The 22,082-nt window shown below is 68.1% G+C and carries 19 protein-coding genes; 4 read left to right on the top strand and 15 right to left on the bottom strand.

The features are described 5' to 3' along the window. Positions 1–385 precede the first annotated feature (385 nt). Positions 386–2,119 carry a S53 family peptidase gene (locus LXM88_RS35400; protein WP_262544131.1) on the top strand — a complete coding sequence of 578 codons (1,734 nt, stop codon included), beginning with the start codon at positions 386–388 and terminating at the stop codon, positions 2,117–2,119. Between the two features lie 85 nt (positions 2,120–2,204). Here LXM88_RS35400 and LXM88_RS35395 read toward each other — a convergent pair whose 3' ends face one another. The 5 genes from LXM88_RS35395 to LXM88_RS35375 form a co-directional block, all read right to left on the bottom strand. Continuing rightward, positions 2,205–3,623, bottom strand: coding sequence for an MFS transporter (locus tag LXM88_RS35395; protein WP_262544130.1), 1,419 nt, complete (start codon positions 3,621–3,623; stop codon positions 2,205–2,207). A 375-nt stretch (positions 3,624–3,998) separates the two neighbouring features. Continuing rightward, complete coding sequence (locus LXM88_RS35390; protein WP_262544129.1) at positions 3,999–4,835, bottom strand: ABC transporter permease; 837 nt, start codon at positions 4,833–4,835, stop codon at positions 3,999–4,001. A gap of 37 nt (positions 4,836–4,872) precedes the next feature. Next, positions 4,873–6,129 (bottom strand): ABC transporter permease, encoded by a 1,257-nt coding sequence (locus LXM88_RS35385; RefSeq protein ID WP_262547084.1) that lies wholly within the window; start codon positions 6,127–6,129, stop codon positions 4,873–4,875. Between the two features lie 99 nt (positions 6,130–6,228). After that, on the bottom strand, positions 6,229–7,275 hold the full coding sequence (locus LXM88_RS35380; protein ID WP_034180027.1) for an ABC transporter substrate-binding protein: 1,047 nt from the start codon (positions 7,273–7,275) through the stop codon (positions 6,229–6,231). Positions 7,276–7,351: 76 nt separating this feature from the next. Beyond that, entirely contained in the window at positions 7,352–8,458 is a 1,107-nt protein-coding gene (locus tag LXM88_RS35375; protein ID WP_111020483.1) for an ABC transporter ATP-binding protein, read from the bottom strand. A gap of 188 nt (positions 8,459–8,646) precedes the next feature. Between LXM88_RS35375 and pdxR the strand changes: the two genes are divergently transcribed. Next, entirely contained in the window at positions 8,647–10,170 is a 1,524-nt protein-coding gene (pdxR, locus tag LXM88_RS35370) for a MocR-like pyridoxine biosynthesis transcription factor PdxR (protein ID WP_262544128.1), read from the top strand. Positions 10,171–10,197: 27 nt separating this feature from the next. On the opposite strand, the gene LXM88_RS35365 is transcribed toward pdxR, so the two are convergent. The 5 genes from LXM88_RS35365 to LXM88_RS35345 all read right to left on the bottom strand — a co-directional run bounded on the left by LXM88_RS35365 (position 10,198) and on the right by LXM88_RS35345 (position 15,826). Continuing rightward, complete coding sequence (locus LXM88_RS35365; RefSeq protein ID WP_262544127.1) at positions 10,198–11,229, bottom strand: lipase secretion chaperone; 1,032 nt, start codon at positions 11,227–11,229, stop codon at positions 10,198–10,200. A gap of 3 nt (positions 11,230–11,232) precedes the next feature. Continuing rightward, complete coding sequence (locus LXM88_RS35360) at positions 11,233–12,327, bottom strand: esterase/lipase family protein (protein ID WP_262544126.1); 1,095 nt, start codon at positions 12,325–12,327, stop codon at positions 11,233–11,235. A gap of 220 nt (positions 12,328–12,547) precedes the next feature. Continuing rightward, positions 12,548–14,680: a TonB-dependent copper receptor gene (locus LXM88_RS35355; RefSeq protein WP_262544125.1), complete on the bottom strand. Its 2,133-nt coding sequence runs from the start codon at positions 14,678–14,680 to the stop codon at positions 12,548–12,550. 83 nt (positions 14,681–14,763) lie between these two features. Continuing rightward, entirely contained in the window at positions 14,764–15,132 is a 369-nt protein-coding gene (locus tag LXM88_RS35350) for a DUF2946 domain-containing protein (protein ID WP_262544124.1), read from the bottom strand. Positions 15,133–15,289: 157 nt separating this feature from the next. After that, entirely contained in the window at positions 15,290–15,826 is a 537-nt protein-coding gene (locus LXM88_RS35345; protein WP_262544123.1) for a cytochrome b, read from the bottom strand. Between the two features lie 227 nt (positions 15,827–16,053). On the opposite strand from LXM88_RS35345, the gene LXM88_RS35340 reads away from it, so the two are divergent. Next, the gene (locus LXM88_RS35340) at positions 16,054–16,692 is read left to right on the top strand and encodes a Pr6Pr family membrane protein (protein ID WP_262544122.1); all 639 of its coding nucleotides are present in this window, start codon (positions 16,054–16,056) and stop codon (positions 16,690–16,692) included. Positions 16,693–16,750: 58 nt separating this feature from the next. On the opposite strand, the gene LXM88_RS35335 is transcribed toward LXM88_RS35340, so the two are convergent. Next, positions 16,751–17,482: a peptidoglycan DD-metalloendopeptidase family protein gene (locus LXM88_RS35335; protein ID WP_262544121.1), complete on the bottom strand. Its 732-nt coding sequence runs from the start codon at positions 17,480–17,482 to the stop codon at positions 16,751–16,753. Positions 17,483–17,907: 425 nt separating this feature from the next. Between LXM88_RS35335 and LXM88_RS35330 the strand changes: the two genes are divergently transcribed. Further along, positions 17,908–18,228, top strand: a complete 321-nt coding sequence (locus LXM88_RS35330) for a hypothetical protein (RefSeq protein WP_262544120.1) — start codon at positions 17,908–17,910, stop codon at positions 18,226–18,228. A gap of 165 nt (positions 18,229–18,393) precedes the next feature. Here the strand turns inward: LXM88_RS35330 and LXM88_RS35325 are convergent, their stop codons facing one another. The 4 genes from LXM88_RS35325 to LXM88_RS35310 form a co-directional block, all read right to left on the bottom strand. After that, entirely contained in the window at positions 18,394–18,738 is a 345-nt protein-coding gene (locus LXM88_RS35325) for a DUF4148 domain-containing protein (RefSeq protein WP_262544119.1), read from the bottom strand. 198 nt (positions 18,739–18,936) lie between these two features. Next, positions 18,937–20,349, bottom strand: coding sequence for an NADP-dependent phosphogluconate dehydrogenase (gndA, locus tag LXM88_RS35320; RefSeq protein WP_262544118.1), 1,413 nt, complete (start codon positions 20,347–20,349; stop codon positions 18,937–18,939). 97 nt (positions 20,350–20,446) lie between these two features. Beyond that, complete coding sequence (locus tag LXM88_RS35315; RefSeq protein ID WP_262544117.1) at positions 20,447–21,088, bottom strand: class I SAM-dependent methyltransferase; 642 nt, start codon at positions 21,086–21,088, stop codon at positions 20,447–20,449. Then, positions 21,085–21,981, bottom strand: a complete 897-nt coding sequence (locus tag LXM88_RS35310; RefSeq protein WP_318654706.1) for an NAD-dependent protein deacetylase — start codon at positions 21,979–21,981, stop codon at positions 21,085–21,087. The genes LXM88_RS35315 and LXM88_RS35310 overlap by 4 nt, the downstream gene beginning before the upstream one ends. Positions 21,982–22,082: the final 101 nt, after the last annotated feature.

The raw sequence follows: 22,082 nt of genomic DNA, 5'->3' as shown, positions 1-22,082 counted from the left end.
GCATGCGCGCAGCGGCTCGGCCCGCATCGCATCGTTTGACCACATAGTGCGACTCGGACTGCGTCCACACCCGGTCGCGAAGCACGCATGCGCATGCCGGTCCGCGACGTCATTGCGCACGTTCCGGCGCTGCGACGACCGACTCGTGCGCGCGAACGTCGCGCATCGTCGTGCCGTCGTGTCGCGAACCGGTTCCCTCGTCGGCACCCGCCGCTCGCCACATGCATCGTGCGCTCCATGCGATTCCGCACGCCGATGTCAGAACTGACAGCTATGGAAACTGGCAGCTACCTGAACGGCACCGACGCCCTACGCTCGTCACCGCTCGCGGCCCCACAAGGGTCGGGGGCTCCAGCAACGTCGTCTCTCCTAAAAAGGACTCCCGATGAAAAGGAATGCCCGGTTTGCCCTGCCCCTTCCTTCGCCCCGCCACCTTGCGTGCGCATGGCCGCTCGTGCTCGCCGCCGGCGCAGCGCACGCGACGACGGACTGGGTCGATACCCACACGAAGGCCTTTCTGACCGGCCCGCAGTTGATGGCGCGCAGCGCGGCGCCGTCGCTCGAACTCGCGGCCGGCGAGACGACGGATGTCGTCGTCAGCCTGAAGCTGCGCAACGCCGCGCAGCTCAAGCAGCTGGCGCGCGACGTGAACCGGCCCGGCAGCGCGCATTACCGTCACTACCTGACGCACGAGCAGTTCCTCGCCAACTATGCGCCGACCGACGCGCAGGTGAAGTCGGTCGTCGACTATCTGCGCAAGAGCGGCTTCGTGAACATCGAGGTCGCGCCGAACCGGCTGCTGGTGTCCGCGCGCGGCACGGCCGGCACGGTGAAGACCGCGTTCAACACGTCGCTCGTGCACTTCGAGTACGCGGGTCGCTCGGGCTTCGCGAACGCGTCGACCGCACAGGTGCCGAGCGCGCTCGGCAACGTCGTCGGCTCGGTGCTCGGGCTGCAGAGCGTCGCGCGTGCACATCCGATGCTGCGCATCGGCAACGTGGCGAAGCCGCAGGCACTCGCGGCCGGCACGGCGACGGGCCACTATCCGAAGGAATTCCCGGGCCTCTACAACGCAACCGGCGTGCCGACCGCGGCCGGCGTGACCGTCGGCATCATCACGATCGGCGGCGTGTCGCAGACGCTGCAGGACCTGAAGCAGTTCACGTCGAGCAACGGTTACGGCACGGTCTCCACGCAGACCGTCAAGACCAACGGCACGAGCGGCAGCTACAGCGACGACCAGGAAGGCCAGGGCGAATGGGATCTCGACAGCCAGTCGATCGTCGGCTCGGCCGGCGGCCAGGTCGGCAAGCTCGTGTTCTACATGGCCGACCTCAACGCGTCCGGCAACTCGGGCCTCACGCAGGCATTCAACCGCGCGGTGTCGGACAACACCGCGAAGGTGATCAACGTGTCGCTCGGCTGGTGCGAAACCGACGCGAACGCGGACGGCACGATCGACGCCGAAGAGCAGATCTTCACGACGGCCGCCGCGCAAGGCCAGACGTTCTCGGTGTCGTCGGGCGACGAAGGCGTGTACGAGTGCAACAACCGCGGCTATCCGGACGGCTCGAACTACACGGTGTCGTGGCCGGCCTCGTCGCCGCACGTGCTCGCGATCGGCGGCACGACGCTCTACACGTCGTCGTCGGGCGCATTCTCGAACGAAACGGTGTGGAACGAAGGCCTCGACAGCAACGGCAAGCTGTGGGCGACGGGCGGCGGCGTCAGCACGATCCTGCCGGCGCCGTCGTGGCAGTCGGGCAGCAACCGCCAGTTGCCGGACGTGTCGTTCGACGCCGCGCAAAGCACGGGCGCGTACATCTACAACTACGGCCAGTTGCAGCAGATCGGCGGCACGAGTCTCGCCGCGCCGATCTTCACGGGCTTCTGGGCGCGCCTGCTCGCGGCGAACGGCACGGGCCTCGGTTTCCCGGCCAGCAACCTGTATGGCGCGATTCCGTCGAACCCGTCGCTCGTGCGCTATGACGTCGTGTCGGGGAACAACGGCTATCAGGGCTATGGCTACACCGCCGGCACCGGCTGGGATCTGACGACCGGCTTCGGCAGCCTGAACATCGCGAACCTCAACCAGCTGATCAAGTCGGGCGGGTTCTGAGCGATGCGTGAGGGCCGGCGCGAGGCGGTGGTTTGCCGCGCGCCGGCTTTGTCGCGTTCAGGTCGCGCAGTATTCACGCATCACCCTACTCCGTCGCCGGCTCCTTCACTCGCTCCGGCGCGGCCGGCACACCGCTCCGATGCGACGGCGCAAACAGCCGCAACCCGCTCGCGACGCTCGCGGCCCCTGCGAAACCCGCGCCGAGCATCAACGCAAGCGTCGGCCCGTGACGCCCCGCGATCCCGAACGACAGCGCGACGAGCGCCGCACCGGTCGCCTGCCCGATCAGCCGCGCGGTCGCGATGATTCCACTCGCGCCGCCGCTGCGCTCGGGCGGCGCGCTCGACATCAGCGCCTTCAGGTTCGGCGACTGGAAGAAGCCGAAGCCCGCGCCGCACAGCATCATCCGCCAGCCGATGTCGAATACGTTCGGCGCCGCCGGCAGCGCGGCGAGCGACACCATGCCCGCACTCAGCAGCGCGAGCCCGATCGCGCCGAGCAGGCCCGGCGGGTATCGATCCGACAGCCGGCCCGCGATCGGCGCGGCGAGCGCGACGATCGCCGACCACGGCGTCATCAGGAACCCCGTCTCGACCGCGTTGCGATGCAGGACGGTTTCGAAATAGAACGGCAGCGACACGAACGCGAGCCCCTGCGCAGCGAATGCACACACGGCGGTCAGTGCGGACAGCGTGAACACGGGCCGGCGAAACAGGTCGACCGGCAGCATCGGCGCCGGGTGCCCTGCCTGGCGGCGGATCAGCAGCCAGCCGAACACCAGCGCGACCGCCGCCGCCGCGAGCACGATACGCAGCGGCCCGCGCTGTGCGAATTCGCCGAGCGCGAAGATCAGCGACGCGAACGTGATCACGTTGAACAGCGCGGCGACCGGATCGAATGGATGCTTGCCGCGCGCCGTCTGCGGCAGCGACGGAATCGCCACTGCAAGCGCGAACACGCCGAGCGGCACGTTCACCGCGAACAGCCACGGCCATGCGGCGACCGACAGGATCAGCGACGCGATCGTCGGCCCCACCGCGAACGACACGCCGACGACGAGCGCGTTGAAGCCGACGCCGCGCCCGAGCCGGTGCGCGGGAAACAGGCCGCGGATCAGCGCGACGTTGACGCTCATGATCGCGCTCGCGCCGAAGCCCTGCACGATCCGTGCGGCCGTCAGCATCGGCAGCGTCGACGCGAGCGAACAGCCGAGCGATGCGAGCGTGAACACCGCGAGCCCGGCGATATACACGCGCTTGTGGCCGACGATGTCGCCGAGCGACGCGAACGGCAGCAGCGTCGCGACCATCGCGAGCTGGTACGCATTGATGATCCACACGGACGCGGCCGGCGACGCATGCAGGTCGGCGGCGATCGCGGGCAGCGCGGTGTTCGCGATCGCGGTGTCGAGCGTCGCGAGCGCGACGGCCAGCAGCACGGCGGACATCGCGCGCCAGTTGACGGCCGGCTCCCGGGCGCCGGCGGAAGATGCGAATTCGGACAAGATGAGGCTCGGCTGACGGGCGACGCGCGGCGTCGCGGATTGAGCGGCGCGGCGGCGTGCGCGCCGGACGGCAGGACCGGCGCGCGCGCTGACGCGATCCGTATTGTTGCAGAGCCGCATCGAACGTGCAGGCGGCCGCGTCGTCAGTCAGCGAAACGAAAGCTTCGTGCAATGCCGTGCGTTGCGCACGGCATCGTTGAGCGCACAACGATCGACGATCCGGCGAGTGCCCGGTCGCCTTCCGGGCTCGTGCCCGGCTTCGTCGTGTCGGCGCTGGCGGCAGACCCGGTCGCGTCTGCCGGTAGCACCGCGCATCGGCATTGCACCGATGCGCCGGCGCGCGGCTTGCGTGTGCCGCCGTCGCGCCCAGTTAGATCAGGTCACCGCGCGCCGCGCATTGCGTCCGCGCAGCCATTCGAGCGCGAGCAGCAGGCTCGTCGAGAAGATGATCAGGATCGTCGCGAGCGCGGCGATCGTCGGGCTGATGTTCTCGCGAATGCCCGTGAACATCTGGCGCGGCAGCGTCGTCTGGTTCGCGCCCGCGAGGAACAGCGTGACGACCACTTCGTCGAACGACGTCGCGAACGCGAACAGCGCGCCCGACATCACACCCGGCGCGATCACCGGCAGCGTCACGCGGAAAAAAGTCGACACGGGATTCGCGCCGAGCGACAGGCTCGCACGTACGAGGTTCTGGTTGAAACCCTGCAGCGTCGCGGCGACGGTCGTCACGACGAACGGCACGCCGAGTGCCGCGTGTGCGGCGATCAGCCCCGTGTAGGTGTTCGCGAGCCCGAGCGGCGCGAAGAACAGGTACATGCCGACGCCGACCACGACGACCGGCACGATCATCGGCGACAGCAGCACGGCCATCAGCAGCCCCTTGCCGCGGAAGTCGGCCTTCGTGAGACCGATCGCGGCGAGCGTGCCGAGCACGGTCGCGACGACGGTTGCCGACGGCGCGACGATGAAGCTGTTCTTCGCGGCCATCCGCCACTCGTCGGACGCGATCAGGTTCTCGTACCAGCGCATCGAGAAGCCCGGAATCGGATAGACGAGGAACGTGCTCGACGAAAACGACAGCGGCACGATCGCGAGCACCGGCAGGATCAGGTACAGCAGCGTCAGCACGACGAGCACGCGCAGCGCGACGTACCACGCGCGCTCGACGAACGACATGTGCGGCGCGAACAGCGGCCTGGCGAGTTTCATGGTCGGATTCCCTTTCCCGTTTCGTGGTGCGCGGCGCTCAACCGAGGCTCACGTTGGTGCGCGTGAAGCGCCCGTACACCGCGTACAGCACGAGCGTCGCCGCGAGCAGCAGCCCGCCGAGCGCGCATGCCATGCCCCAGTTGATCGTCACGTTCGTGAAGTACGCGACGTAGTAGCTGACCATCTGGTCGTTCGGCCCGCCGAGCAGCGCGGGCGTGATGTAGTAGCCGATCGCGAGGATGAACACGAGCAGCGCGCCCGCGCCGACGCCCGGATAGGTCTGCGGCACGTACACGCGCCAGAACGCGGCGAACGGATGGCTGCCGAGCGACACGGCTGCGCGCTGGTAGGTCGGCGGGATCGACTTCATCACGCTGTACAGCGGCAGGATCATGAACGGCAGCAGGATGTGCGTCATCGAGATGTACACGCCGATGCGATTGAACAGCAGCGTCAGTGGATGCGAGATCAGCCCGCTGCCGATCAGTGCCGTGTTGATGAGCCCTTCGCTCTGCAGCAGCACGATCCACGCGGCGACACGCACGAGCACCGACGTCCAGAACGGAATCAGCACGAGGATCATCACGAGGTTCGCGCGCCGCTCCGACAGCGTCGAGATCCAGTACGCGAGCGGGTAGCCGAGCAGCAGCGCGAACAGCGTGACCGCGATGCCGATCACGAACGTGCGGCCGAAGATCGCGAGATAGATCGACTGGTCGGGATTGGCCTGCACGATGTGGCCGAAACCGTCCTGTTTGTGGTCGAGCGCGGCGAGCAGGTAGAACGGCGACACCTGGCTGCCGTTCTTCGCGATCGACTGCCAGTACGCGACGTCGCCCCAGCGCGAGTCGAGCTCGATGAATTTCGCACGCGTCTGTGCGGGCGTGAGCACCGCGTCGGTGTCGCCCTTCAGCGGCATCGCGCGCGCCGTCTTCGCGACGAGCGAGCGATAACCGGGAATCTCGGTGTTCAGGCGCCGCGCGAGCGCGCCCATCGCCTCGCTGTCGGCCACCTTCGTCATGTCGGCGGCGAGCGCAACGTACGCGGCATCGGCCGGCGGCGTCTTGCGGTCCCAGCCTGACAGCGCGGCAATCGTGTTCGGCAACGCGGTCGCGATCTCGGGGTTCTGCACCGCGCGCGTGAGCAGCGTGCCGATCGGGACGACGAAGATCAGCAGCAGGAAAATCGCGAGCGGCGCGACCAGCAGCAGCGCCATCGTGCGCTTGCGGGCCTCGGCGGCCTTCAGCTCGCGCTTGAGCGCGGCTGTCGACGGCGAGGAAGGCGCGATCGTCATCGTATTCAACGGTTCTCTCCGGCCGGGCACGCTCCGGCGGAATGCCGCGCGACGCGAACGACGCGCCGCACGGCAGGTTGCATCAGGATGCCTGAACGGTTACTTCGTCGCCCACGCGGCGAAGCGCTGCTCGAGCTCGTCGCTGTGGTCGGTCCAGAAGCCGATGTCCTCCAGCACCGCGTTCTTGCCGTTGGCCGGCGAGTTCGGCAGGTTCGCGAGCGTCTTCGCATCGAGCGACTTGATCGCGGCGATGTTCGCGGGGCCGTACGCGATGTGCTGCGCATACGCCTGCTGCGGCTTCGGCGTGAGCGAATACGCGATGTACTGCTCGGCCAGCGCCTTGTTCGGCGAGCCCTTCGGAATCGCCCAGTAGTCGAGGTCGTAGATGCTGCCGTTCCACACGACCTTCAGGTTCTTGCCTTCCTTCTGCGCGGCGTCGATGCGGCCGTTGTACGCGGTCGACATCACGACGTCGCCGGCGACGAGGAACTGCGGCGGCTGCGCGCCCGCTTCCCACCACTGGATGTACGGCTTCAGCTCGTCGAGCTTCTTGAACGCGCGGTCCTGGCCGGCCTTCGTGCCGAGCACCTTGTACACGTCCTTCGTTGCGACGCCGTCGGCCATCAGCGCGAATTCGAGGTTATAGCGCGCGCCCTTGCGCATCCCGCGCTTGCCGGGGAATTTCTTCACGTTCCAGAAATCGGCCCAGCCGGTCGGTGCCGACTTCAGCTTGTCCGCGTTGTACGACAGCGCCGTCGACCACACGAAGAAACCGACGCCGCACGTTTGCGGCGATTCCGGAATCAGGTCGGACTTCTTCGCAATCTTCGACCAGTCGAGCTTCTCGTACAGCCCTTCGTCGCAACCGCGGTTCAGGTCGCCCGACTCGACTTCGACCACGTCCCAGTTGACGTGCTTCGCCTCGACCATCGCCTTCACTTTCGCCTGCTCGCCGTTGTATTCGACGGCGGTGACCTTGTTGCCGGTCGCCTTCTCGAACGGCTGGTTGAACGCGGCCTTCTGCGCGTCGCCATTCGCGCCGCCGAAGTTGACGACCGTGAGTTCGGCGGCCGTTGCCGATGCGCCGACGACAGCCAGCGCCAGTGCCAGCGCGGTGCGGCGCGCGGTAAAGCTTGCTCGTTTCATGATGGTTCCTCTCCTCTCGTGGTGGAAGTGGGCTTTGTTGTTGACGACGTGCTGCGGTAAATCGGGGCAACCCTGCTCACGCGAACACGCGCAGGTGCTCGGGCGCGAATGCGAGCGAGACCGGCGCGCCGGGCGAGAACGCATCGAGCGCGCCGGTGCCGAGCGGCACCTTCACGAAGCATTCGTCCTGGCCGGGCAGCGCGCAGCGCATGCGCACGTGATCGCCGAAATAGATGAGGCTGCGTGCCTCGCCGGTCAGCCGGTTCGCGGCTGCGCCGTTCGCATGCCCGTTCGCGCCGTGCGCGGCGAGGCTCATGCGTTCGGGGCGGATGCACGCGACGGCCGACGCGCCCTCGGCGGCTTCGCCGATATGGCGGCCGACGAGCTGCGTGCCGTCGTCGAGCCGGAATTCGCAGAATTCGCCGTCGACTCGCGCGATGGTGCCGCGCAGCCGGTTGCTGTCGCCGATGAAGTTCGCGACGAATTCGTTGCACGGCGATTCGTACAGGCGGTCGACGGTGTCGAGTTGCTGCACGATGCCCTTGTCGAACACGGCGACACGATCGGACATCGTCAGCGCTTCGCCCTGGTCGTGCGTCACGTAGACGAAGGTCACGCCGAGCTTTTCGTGCAGCGCCTTCAGTTCGTACTGCATGTGTTCGCGCAATTGCTTGTCGAGCGCGCCGAGCGGCTCGTCCATCAGCACGAGCTTCGGCTCGAACACGAGCGCACGCGCCAGCGCGATGCGCTGCTGCTGGCCGCCCGACAACTGCGCCGGATAGCGTTTCGCGAAGCGCTCCATCTGCACCATCTTCAGCGCATGCGCAACGCGCTCCGTGCGCTCTGCAGCCGGCAGCTTGCGCACGGTCAGCGGATACGCGACGTTCTGCTCGACCGTCAGGTGCGGGAACAGCGCGTAATTCTGGAACACCATGCCGATGTTGCGCTTGTGCGGCGGCACGTTGTTCAGGAGTTCGCCGTCGAGGCGGATCTCGCCGCCGGTCGGAAACTCGAAACCGGCGAGCATCATCAGGCAGGTCGTCTTGCCCGAACCCGACGGCCCGAGCAGCGTCAGGAATTCCCCGCGGTGGATATCGAGGTCGAGCGATTTGACGACCAGCGTTTCGCCGTCGTAGGTCTTCCGCACACCGCGAAAACTGACGATCACATCATCGGACTTCATCGTGGCTGTCCCCTTGCTGCGCGACAATTGTTTACGAATGCCCCCAAACCTGCCGCTTCGCGCCAGGCCCCCCGAGGGGGTCAAGAAAACTTGGGGCGGCCCGGCGTTTTCTTGAGAGATGCGATCCACTATACGGTGCGCACGGTTCTATACTAGGGAACCATTTCAATATTCCAAGTAGGACCACTTTGGATACCGTGATCCTTGCCGACTGGCTCTCCGCCCGCCTCGACCGCGGATCGTCCGAGCCGATGTACCGGCAGTTGCTGCAACAGATGCAGCAGGCCATCCTGACCGGGGAATTGGGGCCAGGGACGAAACTGCCCAGCTCCCGGACGCTTGCGGCAGACCTGTCGATCGCGCGCAATACCGTGCTGCACGTGTACGACCAGTTGACGGCCGAAGGCTACGTGCTGACGACGACCGGCAGCGGCACCTACGTGGCCGACACGCGGCCGGACGCCGCCGCGATTCGTGCGCCGGGCGCCGTGCCGCCGCCGTCCGACGCCGGTACGCTGCCGCAGCCGGACGCGCAGGGCAGCCTGTCGACGCGCGGCCGGCAGCTGATCGAGCACGCGGGCGTGTCGCGGCGCCAGTGGGGCGCGTTCATGCCGGGCGTGCCGGACGTGTCGGAGTTTCCGAGCCGCACGTGGAGCCGCCTGCAGGCGCGGCTATGGAAGGAGGCAAACCCCGAGCTGCTGACCTATGCGCCGGGCGGCGGCTACCGGCCGTTACGGCGCGCGCTCGCCGATTACCTGCGCGTCGCGCGCTCGGTCAAATGCTCGCCGGACCAGGTGATCATCACGACGGGCATTCATCAGTCGATCGATCTCGCGGTGCGGCTGTTGTCCGACATCGGCGATCGTGCGTGGGTCGAGGAACCGTGCTACTGGGGCGTGCGCAGCGTCTTGCAGGCGGCCGGCCTCACGCTCGCGCCGGTGCCGGTCGACCAGGAAGGGCTCGCGCCGCGTGCGAGCGACATGCAGCATCCGCCGCGGCTCGTGCTCGTCACGCCGTCGCATCAGTACCCGCTCGGGATGGTGATGAGCCTCGCGCGGCGCCGGATGCTGCTCGAATACGCGCGCCAGCATCGCTGCTGGATCATCGAGGACGACTACGACAGCGAATTCCGCTACGGCAGCCGCCCGCTCGCGTCGCTGCAGGGGCTCGACGACGGCGGCCGCGTGATCTACGTCGGCAGCCTCGGCAAGATGCTGTTCCCGGGGTTGCGGATGGGCTACATGGTCGTGCCCGAGCATCTGGTCGATACCTTCCGCACCGGGCTGTCGGAGCTGTACCGCGAAGGCCAGCTGATGCAGCAGGCCGTGCTCGCCGAATTCATCATGGACGGCCACCTGACGTCGCACGTCAGGCGGATGCGCACGCTGTACGGCGAGCGCCGGCAACTGATGATCGATGCGATCCGCGCGCGCTTCGGCGACGCGCTGCCCGTGATGGGCGACGAGGCCGGCCTGCACCTGGTGCTCGGCCTGCCCGACGCGTGCGACGATCGTGCGGTCACGCAAAGCGCGTTCGACGCAGGCGTGATCGTGCGCCCGCTCACCAGCTACTACAGCAACCTCGACACCGCGCAGCGCGGCCTGCTGCTCGGCTATGCGTGCGTCGCGCACGAAGGCATCCAGCCCGCGTTCGACACGCTCGCCGCGACCATCGAGCAGCATCTGCCGCAGCACATCACGCGCGCGGCATGAGGTCGGTCACACGCGGCGCCGCCCGCGTTACTGCGCGCTGCCCGCCCCGCGATCGAGCGACGCCGCGCGCACGGCTTCGCCGGGCTTCGTGAACACGCGCTGCCGCAATGCGGCGATCTGCGCGTCGCGGCCCTGCGGCGACAGGCCGGCCGACTCGATCTGCGCGCGCTGCGCCGCATAGTCCGCGTAGCGGCTCTGCCACGCTGCGTCGTCCTGCTGCATCTGCGCGACGCGCGCGGCGGCCTCGGGCCCGAGCGTCTGCGTCAGTTGCGCGCGCATCGCATCGGGCGTCGCCCCGCTCTTCTGCAACTGCGCGATCTGGTCGATCGCGGCCCGCTGCCGGTCGACCCGCTGCTGCGCCGCGCGTTCGTCGGCCGGCATCTGCTGCTCGAGCGCCGCGAGCCGCTCGGCCTTCTGCGCATCCGTCAGCGTGCGATCCTGCGCGATCTTCAGCCGCGCGAGATCGTAGCGCTGCCGCCACTGTTCCGCGCCGAAGAACGGCTGGCTCCAGTCGCCGAGCGTGCGATACGCGATCGATGCGCGCTGGTCGAGCGCAAGCTGCAGCGCGCCCAGGTCGGACTTGTCGACCGCGCCGGCATCGCGCAGTTTCGCGAGCGCGTCGAGATACGCGCGATAGCGGTGCCACACGTCGAGCGCCTCGGCCTGCGCGGCCGTGCCGTCGAGCTGCGCCGCAATCTCGCGCACGACGAGCGCATCGAGCGCGGCCGCGCTGAGGTCGCCCTGCGCGGTCAGGCAGTAGTCGAAGAAATCGCGCACCGCGCGCACCTTCGCGAGATGGCCGCCCGCATCGAGCGGCAGCCGCGGCGCGCTGGAACCGGCCAGCGATGACGGCAGGCCCCCGCTCGCCGGCACGGCGGCCTGCAGCGGCGCCGCAGCCACGCCGCCCACCGCCGCCGCATCGGGCTGCTCGCCGCTACCCGCAGCGCGATGCCATCCCGCCCCGCTCCACATCGCGACGCCGGCAATCGCCGCCAGCCCCACGACACCGTAGACCACAGCGCGCCGCGCCAGCGGCGCGCGCCCTTCACGTGCCGCCATCGATTACACGCCCGCCAGCTTCAGCCGGTTCGCATGCGTGCGGATCACCGCGACCGGATCTTCCGCATTCGCGCCGCGCACGCCGAGCAACTGGTTGATCTCGTCGATATGGTTCCACTTGTAGCTCGTGCTCAGCACCTGGCCGTACAGCGCGCTGCACTTCGACACGAGCCCGTCGTTCGGGCCCGAGCCGCGGTTGATCATCACCGTGCCCGTGCCGAACAGCGCCAGCGTCGACGGGTCGAGCGCGTTCGCCGGATCGACGAGCGGAATGGTGCTCGTGTCCGTCGCGCCCGTGACACCGAACAAGGAGAGCGTCGGCTGGATCGCCGTGCCGGCCCACGAATACAGCAGATGCGTGTTGCCGCCGACGGTTTCCGTCGGCGCGCCGGTCTGGCAACTGCCCGGCGCGCCAAGGCCCGCGCTCGGATAGTTCTGGTTGTACGCGGCGGCCTGGTCGGTCGTCAGCGTCTTCAGCGACGCGAGTGCGTCCTGGTTCGTGTTGTGACTGCTGCTCGTCAGGATCCCGAACACATTGACGAACGCGGCGATCACCGACGAAGACAGCCCGGTCGGATCGTACGCGAGCACGCCCTGCACGAAGTCGGCGAACTCGGAGCCGCGATGCGGCGTGCCGATCGTCGTCACCGACGCGACGAGATCGGGCGCGACAGCCGCGACATAACGCGACGTGAGCCCGCCCTGGCTGTGGCCGACGAGATTGACCTTGGTCGCGCCCGTCGCGGCGAGCACCGTCTTCACGTACGCGAGCAACTGTTCGCCGCGCCCGTTCGGGCCGTCGTCGCTCTGGAAGCCCGACAGGTTCGCGACGTAGACGGTCGCGCCATGCTGCTGCAGGTCTTCCGGGATGCCGTACCAGTACTCGAGCACGCCCGCGTACTTGTCGGTACCCGTGAGCCCGTGCACGAGGATGATCGGATAACGCGTCGTCGCGTAGTCGTCGGCGGGCGCGGTCGCCGCCATCGCCGCGTGCGTCGTCGCGAGCGTCATCACCGCGGTCGTCCCCGCGAACGGCGCGACGCTCATCGCGCATGCCACTGCCCCTGCCACCACCCTGGAACGCATCGATCTGGCCATGCATGTTCTCCTGATTATTGTGCTGCCGGTACGAATGGACTCGAATCGACACACGCGGCGCCCTCGTGTGCGCCGTGACTGTCGAATGCCGGAGTGAAGCACGAGTGGCCAACGTTTGCGCCCTGACTAGACACGGTTCTCTAATCGCTTGACGCGCCCCGCCCGTTCGGGCGGGGCCGCGTTCATGCGCGTGCATGCTGCAACGCACACGCGCAACGCCCTACAGCTTCGCGCTCACGCGTACCCATGCGGTACGGCCCGGCTCCATCACCGGCGCGTTCGCCGGATAGCCGAAGCCCGCATTGCCGGCGAGGTTCAGATGCTCCGCGTAGGCCTTGTTCAGCACGTTGTCGACGCCGACCGAGATCTGCACGGTCTTGCTGACGTTGTATTGCGTATGCAGCGACAGCACGCCGAATCCGGCGCTCGGGCCGAAGTCCTTGCCGACCACGTTGCCCTCATTCAGTGCATAACGATGCTGCGGCGCAACGATCCGCCACAGCCCGCCGGCCGACCACGCGCCGCGCGTGTATTCGAGCCCGATGCGCGCCTCGAGCGGCGGCATCTGCGGCAGCGGATCGCCGCTCGCCACGTTGCGCCCCCACGCATACGCGAGCGACGTCTCGACGCGCAGCGGCGCAACCGGCCGCCACGACACGCCGGCTTCGCCGCCCATGATCTGTGCGTTGACGTTGGTCGCCTGCGTGGTCGGGCCCATCATGCCGGCCGCGTAGTTGAACAGGATGAAATCCTGCACATAGCCTGCGTAGGCCGACACCCACGCATCGAAACGATCGCTCTTGTATTGCGCGCCGATGTCGAGCTGCGTGGTCTTCTCCGGCTGCACCGCCGAGAACGCGTTGACCGAACCGGCCGGCCCGCGCTTCGCGGAGAACAGCTCCCAGTAGTCGGGATAGCGCTCCGCATGACCGATCCCCGCGTACCACGTGACGGGCAGCGACGCGAGATCGCGCTCGTAGCGCACGAAGCCGCTCGGCAGCACGCGTGTGCGATCGTCGTCGAAGGTCGGGTTGGGCTTGCTCATCATCATCCCGCTCGTCGTCGCGCGCTTGTCGCGTGCGCTCGCGTAGTCGACCCGCGCGCCGCCGATCACGCGCGACACGTCGCTCGCGTACCACGTCAGCTCGCCGAACGCACCCGCGTTCCACATCGTCGCCTGCGCATTCCACGGCTGGTCGCCGTAGTTCTGCCGTCCCATCGCCGAGCGCGAATCGAGCCGGTTCGATTGCGCGTCGACACCGGTCACGAGCTTGAAGTCGTCGCCGAAACGGAACGTCGCGGCCGCGCGCGCGCCGAACGTGCGGCGCCGCACCTCCGACGCCATCCGCATCGGCATGCTGCTGGTCGCGTCGGGCTGCCGCAACGTGTAGTTGTCCATCACGTGGTCGGCTTCGTTGTAATACACGCGCGCCTCGATCCGGTCGAGCACGTCGCCGAGATGCCGCTTGTCGAACCACAGGCCGAACGTCTCGCGGCGGAAATGCGCGCCGTCCATCCCACGGCCCGCATACTTCGCGTAGCCGTCGCCCGTGCCCGCCGTCAGTTCGACCCGCGTGTGGTCGTCGGGCGTCCAGCCGAGCGCCGCATCGGCGTTCCACTTGTCCCACTGCGACGGCACGGTGTTCCCGTTGCCGTCCTTGTAGTCCTGCGAATGCGCGTGGTTCGCGGTCACGCGGCCGTAGACATCCGGCGTGCCGGCCGTCACGTCGATGTTCTGGTCGTTGCGACCGAACGAGCCGCCGACGAGGCTACCGTCGAAGCGCATGCCCGGCTTGTCGAAACGCGGCGTCACGCGCTCGAACAGCACGGTACCGGCCGACGCGCCCGGGCCGTACAGTACGGTCTGCGGCCCCTTCACGACGGTGACCTTGTCATAGCTTTCGGGCGCGATATACGACGTCGGCGCATCCATCCGGTTCGGGCAGGCGCCAAGCGTCGGCATCCCGTTCGCCAGGATGTTCAGCCGCGAACCGAACATCCCGCGCAGCACCGGATCGCCGTTCGTGCCGCCGCTGCGAATCGATGTGAAGCCGGGAATCGTCTTCAGGTAGTCCGCGCCGTCGCTGGCCGGCAGCGGCTGGCGCGGTGCCTTCGGATCCGTGACGACGACGAGCGGCGTCGTCAGCGGCGACGCGACGACTTCGACGGGCGGCAGCAGCACGGCCGCGTCGTCCGCAGGCACGCCGGCCGCGCGAGTCGTTGCGGCCGCGGCACCGGTCGCGGCCAGTGCGCCGACGGCAAGCGCGGGAACGGTGAGTTTCAACATGCGCGGCACGCGCCGCGCACCGGCATTGCGTGACGCCCGCGGCGCACGCAACTGGAAAATGGTCATGATCGAAAGCCCGAGTGACGCCCTCCACGCGGCCTCGACGGGCCGCACGGATATCGGCGGTAGATGGAACGGAAGAAAACGCGTCAGGCGCGCTCGGGCGGTGCGCGTGGATACGCGCGCGGATAGCGGTCGGCGCGCGCCGCGACGGCAGGCGGCGCGACGGCGGAAACGGAAACGACGGAAACGGAAGCGAACGATGCGGCGGCAGGCGCGCCGATCGCGGGGCTGTGCGCGAAGAAGCCGCAGTAGCCGCACGCATCGAGATGCAACGCGTGATCGTGCATGCGGCCCGCATCGGGCGACCGATGTGCGCCGTGCTCTGCACTGCAGACGATTGCGTCAGGCGTGGCCGCCTGCGCGACGCGCCACTGCGACACCAGCGGCGCCGCGATCGCGAACCAGATCGCGAGCACGCCAAGCCAGGCGGTCAGGTGACGATGTCGGTGCAGCATGCGCAGCGGCGAGTAAGCGGAATGTAAAAACAGCCGAGATGTTACAGAATGTTCGCTGCGATGACCAGCCGCGGATGACGGTAAACGGACTAGGGGCGCATGGTTGTCAACACAACCATGCGCCCCCCGCCTGCTGCGTGCGTCCGACGTGCGACGCTCAGGGCGCCATGCGGCGCAACACGTCGTCGCGCCGGATGAAATGGTGATACAGCGCGGCCAGCGCATGCAGGCCGATCACGAAGTAGAACGCGTTGCCGATCAGTTCGTGCGCTTCCTTGATCGTCGGCCGCAGCGCCTTGTCCGGGCCGAACAGCGTGAACGACACGCCGAGCCAGTCGAGCGACACCGGCTTGCCGCCCAGGTTGATCATCATGATGCCGAGCAGCGGCTGCGCGATGATGAACACGTAGAGCGCGACATGCGAGAGCGTCGAGAGCCAGCGCAGCAGCGCGGCTTGCGGAATGGGCTCCGGCACGCGGCTGACGGCCCGCCACAGCACGCGCAGCAACGACAGCGCGAGCACGAACGTGCCCGCGGTGAGGTGCACGTTCATCCAGAACACGCGGCTGTCGCTGCCTTTCGGTCCGCGGATCTCGATGGCCAGGTACGCCAGCGCCACCAGCAGGAAGATAGCCCAGTGGAAGAAGATCGCGGGCGAGCTGTAACGCGTCTGCTTCGCGAGGATGTTTTTCATGCGTCGTCTCGTGTCGTATGCGGGGAGGGGCGCATGCCGCAACCGGCCTGCGCCCGGCAGAGTTGCCACGATTGTAGCCGCGCGGGCGTCCGGTTTTGCGCGACGCGGTCAAATATCCGACGAATCGTCAACGCACGCCGCGCGGGGCTGTCATATGGAAAATCCGCATCGCGTACGGGAACGGCTGTGGCACGATGAAGCTTTGGTGTCGACGTTGCGCGCGCATCATGAGCAAGGCGTTCTTCGTTGCGGCCTACCGGCTGACCGCCGCGTTGCTCGCGGTGTCCACGACGTTGCACGGCATCGCCGGCTACTGGGGCATGCCCGCGTTCCAGCTCGGCAACTACCTCAGCTACTTCACGCAACTGAGCAGCCTCTATGCGGCCACGATACTGGCCGCGGGGCTCTGGCGCATCGCGCCCCCCGGCTCGGCCCGCTACGAATCGATGCGCGGCGCGGCCGTGCTGTACGTGCTGATCACCGCGATCGTCTACGAGCTGCTGCTCGCGCGCCACGATGCGCTGCGCCACATCACGCCGGCGTTCAACAACTGGGTGCTGCACCGGATCGTGCCGCTCGTCATGGTGTGCGACTGGCTGTACGTGGAGCCGCGCTCGCCGATCGCGCGGGGTAGCGCGTTCGCGTGGCTCGGTTTTCCGGTCGTCTATCTCGGCTATACGCTCGTGCGCGGCGCGCTGCAGAACTGGTACCCCTACCCGTTCGTCGATCCGCGGCCGCACGGCTACCTGCCGGTCGCGATCCAGTGCTCGCTGATCGCACTCGGCGCGGTGGCACTCGCATTGGGCATCCGCTGGCTCGGCAATCACGCGAGACAATCCGGCGCTGCGACGCTGAAGGGAGGATGAACGCGGAAGAAGGCGGGAGCGTGTGCGCCGCCCGGCGCACACGTGGCGATGCGGCTCGTCAGCCGCCGTTGCGCGGCAGGAAGTTCATCGGATCGACGACCTTGCCGTTCTGGCGAACTTCGAACTCGAACGTCGAACGGCCGCTCGCGTCGGTGCCCATCTCCGCGACCGGCTGGCCCTGGCGCACCGCGTCGCCCTCGTTGACGAGCAGCTTGCCGTTGTGCCCGTAGGCCGTGATGAGCCCGTTGTCGTGCTTCAGGATCACGAGCGGGCCGTACGCCTTGACGCCGGACCCGGCGTAGACCACCCGCCCGTTCGCCGCGGCCCGCACCGAATGGTCGGGCCCGGATGCGGCGATCACGATGCCGCGCGTCTTGCCGGCCGCAAACTGCGTCGCGACGACACCCGTGGCCGGCCACGCAAGCGAGCCCGGCTGCGCGACCGCCGCGGGCGGCTGCCCGAGCGACGTCGCGGCAGGCGGCGCGACGCGCAGCACCTGGCCGGGATACACGGCGTCGGTAGGCGCCATGTGATTCCAGCTCGCCACGTCCTGCACGCGTTGCCCGTAGGCGTTCGCGATGCCCGCGAGCGTGTCGCCCGGGTTCACGCGGTAATAACCGGCGATCACGCCCGGCGTCGCGGCCGACGTCGGCGCCGACGAACGCGCCGGCTGCCAGTTGTCGGTCCACGGCGTCAGCGTACAGCCCGACAGCGCGACGGCTGCCGCGACGAGCGCCGCCTGCGGCAGCCAGCGCGCCAGCGAATCGTGGATGGGAATAGTTTCTCTCAAGGGTCCTCCCGGATTTGCGTCGTTGCGCCGCCCACCGCCCTCCGGCGCGCGACGCACGATGTCCGGCCGGACGGCCGGACCAACCAGTATCCGACCGCTCTCGCGGCCGTCAGTTTCCACAGCGGAACGTCGGCGCGAACGGGCTCACCGGCCCCTTTTTCGCGTCGCTCCGACCGGCAAAGATACCATTTGTCGCGGTCAGGACCGCGACAGTTGCAGGTTCCGGCAACAATCTTGCGGCCCCGCCGGCGCGGGCCGGCGGCCTGCGAGCCACGCCACGCGGGCCGTCCGGCGGGCTTTCCGCCGGCCTGCCGCTTGCCGCGCCGCCGTCGCCTGCCGTACAGGTTTCGTCACATTCTCCCCTTCGATCGCCGCCTATACTCGGTGATGCGCAGCGCAATCCAACGACAACGAGGAGCATGACAATGAACAATGCGACGTTTCTTTCGGTGCAGCTCGACGCGGACGATTTCGCCGGTTCCAGCGGCCTGGTCGAATTGCTCAACCGGCACCTGCTGTTCGCGACCGACGTCGCGGAGGCGGCCGATGCGCTCGTCCAGCTGGCGAGCGTCGCGCACCTGACGGGCGCCACGCGCCACAGCGTCGAGCTGCCGGTCCTCGCGATCGAGCGGCTGCGCGAGGCGCTCGACACGCTGAGCGGCTACGACGAAACGTGGCTGCAGGTGCTGGAGCCCGCCGAAGCGCTGTTCCGGGATATCGGGCGCGGCCGGCGCCCGCTGCACTGACTGGCGGCGCAGCACGCGCCACCCATGAAAACCGCCGGCCGTTCCGCATGACGGAACCGGCGCCGCAGGCGCCACAAATGAAAACAGCCCGCCGTTCCGCAAAGCGGAACGGCGGGCTGTTTGTACTACATGGAGTCAGGTCCGGCCGCCTGGGCGGCCGCGCCATTAACGACCCTTGTAGACCGGTGCGCCGTCAGAGATACGCTTGACTTGCCAGCCGGTCTTCGCCGCAGCCGGCGCGCCGGATTCTTGCGTAGCGGCCGGTTGTGCGCCGTAGCCGGTCGTGTCGGCGGCGGCGACGTTCTGTTGCGGGTTCACACGGGCTTCAGCAGCCAGGATGCCTTCCGGGTAGTTCGTCCGGTCGCTGCCCAGCTTGTAGCCGGCCTGTTGCAGTTGGACCAGTTCGGACTTGACCTGCGCACGGGTGACGGGCGCGTTCTGTTGGGCGAACGAGACGGCGGGAACGGCGAGGACAGCAGCTGCAGCGAACGTTGCGATCAGCGATTTCATGATTACCTCCGGGATTTTTTTGCTCCGCCGCACACACCATGTCTGCAGCGATGGAACAGAGTTTAGTCCCGACGTCCCCTAGGGAAAACCATGAAAGAGCGAAAACACTGTTTCCCCGGAGCCAACAATGTCGGCATCCGGGATAGAAAAACCCTATTCAGAGTATAGATTTTCGCAACAATGCTGCCTCGCGGCCGGTTACGACCAGTTCGCGTGGAAGCTGCCCGGCTTGTCGGTACGTTCGAACGTGTGCGCGCCGAAGAAATCGCGTTGCGCCTGCACGAGGTTCGCCGGCAGCCGCTCGGAACGGTAGCTGTCGAAGTACGCGACCGCCGACGCGAACGCCGGCACCGGCACGCCGGCCTTCACCGCGGCGACCACGACGTCGCGCAGCGACGCCTGGTAGTTCGCGGCGATGTCCTTGAAGTACGGATCGAGCAGCAGGTTCGCGAGCGCCGCATCCTTCGCATACGCGTCCGTGATCTTCTGCAGGAAGCGCGCGCGGATGATGCAGCCCGCACGGAAGATCTTCGCGATCGTCCCGAGATCGAGGTTCCAGCCGTACTCTCCTGACGCCGTGCGCAGTTGCGCGAAGCCCTGCGCGTACGAGATCACCTTGCTCAGGTACAGCGCGCGGCGCACCGCTTCGACGAACGCGGCGCGATCGCCGTCGAACGGCGTGGCGGCCGGGCCCGACAGGATCTTGCTGGCCGCGACGCGCTCGGTCTTCAGCGACGACAGCACGCGCGCGAACACCGATTCGGTGATGAGCGGCAGCGGCACGCCGAGATCCAGCGCGTTCTGGCTCGTCCACTTGCCGGTGCCCTTCTGCGCGGCGCGATCGAGGATCACGTCGACGAGGTGCTTGCCGGTCTCTTCGTCCTTCTTGCCGAAGATCTTCGACGTGATCTCGATCAGGTAGCTGTCGAGCTCGCCCTGGTTCCATTCGGTGTACACCGCGCCGAGCTCGTCGTTGGTCAGGCCCGCGACGTTCTTCAGCACCGAGTAGCTTTCGGCGATCAGCTGCATGTCGCCGTATTCGATGCCGTTGTGGACCATCTTCACGTAGTGGCCGGCGCCGTCCGGGCCCATGTACGCGACGCACGGCTCGTCGTCCGACGGGGCCTTCGCGGCGATCTGCTTCAGGATCGGCTCGACGAGGTCGTACGCGTCGCGCTGGCCGCCGGGCATGATCGACGGGCCGCGCAGCGCGCCCTCTTCGCCGCCCGACACGCCGGTGCCGATGAAATGCAGGCCCGATTGCGCGAGTTCCTGGTTGCGGCGGATCGTGTCGGTGAAGTGCGTATTGCCGCCGTCGATCAGCACGTCGCCCTTTTCGAGCAGCGGCTTGAGCGACGCGATCGTCGCATCGGTCGCCTCACCGGCCTTCACCATCATCAGGATCCGGCGCGGCGTTTCGAGCGACGCGACGAATTCCTCGAGCGTATGGGTCGGCACCAGATTGCGGCCGGGGAATTCGGCGATCAGTTCGTCGGTTTTCTCGCGGCTGCGGTTGTACACCGACACCGCGTAACCGCGGCTCTCGATATTGAGTGCGAGATTGCGGCCCATCACCGCGAGTCCGATCACACCGATTGCTTGTTTGCCCATTAGTCAATTCTCCGGAAAAAACAGGGCGCGACCCGACCCGGGCCGCGCGCACAGGCGAAAGGATAGTGGAAACCCGGCGGCGATGCGCGCTTGCGTGTCATTGCTCCGCGTGCGGAAGCCGCCGGAACACGACGCTCAGGTTGTTGGCCGGCATCTCGACGACCTCGATGCAGTCGAGCCCGCGATCGAGGCCGAGCGCGACGACGGTCTCGAGATCGCGCACGCCCCACGACGGGTCGCGGCTTCGCAACTGCAGGTCGAATGCTTGGTTCGACGGCGCCGTATGCCGGCCTTCGCGACGATACGGGCCGTACAGGAACAGCACGCCGCCCGGCCGCAGCAGGCGCGACGCGCCCGCGAACAACGCGTCGGTGCAGGCCCACGGCGAGATGTGAATCATGTTGATGCAGACGATCGCGTCGAGCGCGTCGACCGGCCACGATGCGTCGCGCACGTCGAACGCGAGCGGCCCGGCGACGTTCGCGAGGCCCGCATGCGCGATCCACGCGGCGATCGAACGCCGCGCGTGCGCGTCGGGATCGCTCGGCTGCCAGTGCAGGCCGGGCAGCGCCTGCGCAAAATGGACGACGTGCTGCCCGGTGCCGCTCGCGATTTCGAGCACGCTGCCGGTCGCCGGCAATACGCGGCGCAACACGTCGAGGATCGGCCCGCGATTGCGTTCGGCCGCCGGCGCCGACAGCCGCGCGGACGGATCGGGCGAAGATATCGGGCCGCTCACGATGCGTGCTCCGTTGCGTTGCCCGCGAGGCCCAGCCGTGCGGTGAGTGCGTCGAGCGCCGGCGCGCACTGCGCCTCGACCTTCAGCGTCAGCATCGGATCGGCGCGCGTATGGCCGAGATTGAGCGCGGCCACCGGCTTGTGCTGCGCCTGCGCCCACACGCAGAAGCGGTAACCGGAATACACCATCAGCGACGACCCGACGACGAGCAGCGCATCGGCCGCCTCGAGCGCCTGCGCGGCCAGCGCCACGCGCTCGCGCGGCACGTTCTCGCCGAAGAACACGACCGCCGGCTTCAGCAGGCCGCCGCATGCGGGGCAAGCCGGGATGCGGAACGTGTCGAGCGCGGCCCATTCGAGGTGCGCGTCGCCGTCCGCGGCCGGCTCGGCTTGCGCGCCCAGCAGTTCGGGATTGTCGGCTTCGAGCACGGTCTGGATCGTCGCGCGCGCATGATGCGCGCCGCATGCGAGGCACGTCACGCCGTTGATCCCGCCGTGCAGCTCGATCACGTCGTCGCTGCCCGCGCGCTGGTGCAGGCCGTCGACGTTCTGCGTGACGAGGCGCTCGATCCGGCCCGCGCCGCCGAGCCGCGCCAGCGCGACGTGCGACCGGTTCGGCTGCGCGCGGCCGACGACGGGCCAGCCAATCATGCTGCGCGCCCAGTAGCGTCGCCGCGCGGCGTCGGAGCCGAGAAATTCGTGGAGCTGGATCGGCGGCGAGCGCATCCATTGGCCGTTGCGGTCGCGATAGCCGGGAATGCCGGAATCGGTGCTGATGCCCGCGCCGGTCAGCACGAGCAGGCGCGGATGACGCTCGACGAACGTATGCAGCGCGTCGAGCGCGGCCGGCTCGACATCGGCGAATGAGGGATCGTGCAAGGCTTTTTCGTTCATGTTGGCGACGCGTGCTCGGGCGCGCCGGCAAGCCGTGCGACCGCACGAGCGGCCCGCGCGCCAGCACATGATACAGAACGCCGCGCGATCCGGCCGGCGGC

The sequence above is a fragment of the Burkholderia sp. S-53 genome (genome assembly GCF_025560745.1).
Classification (GTDB): domain Bacteria; phylum Pseudomonadota; class Gammaproteobacteria; order Burkholderiales; family Burkholderiaceae; genus Burkholderia; species Burkholderia pyrrocinia.
Note: the sequence above shows the minus strand (reverse complement) of the source record. Positions and strands in the feature narration are given on the sequence as shown.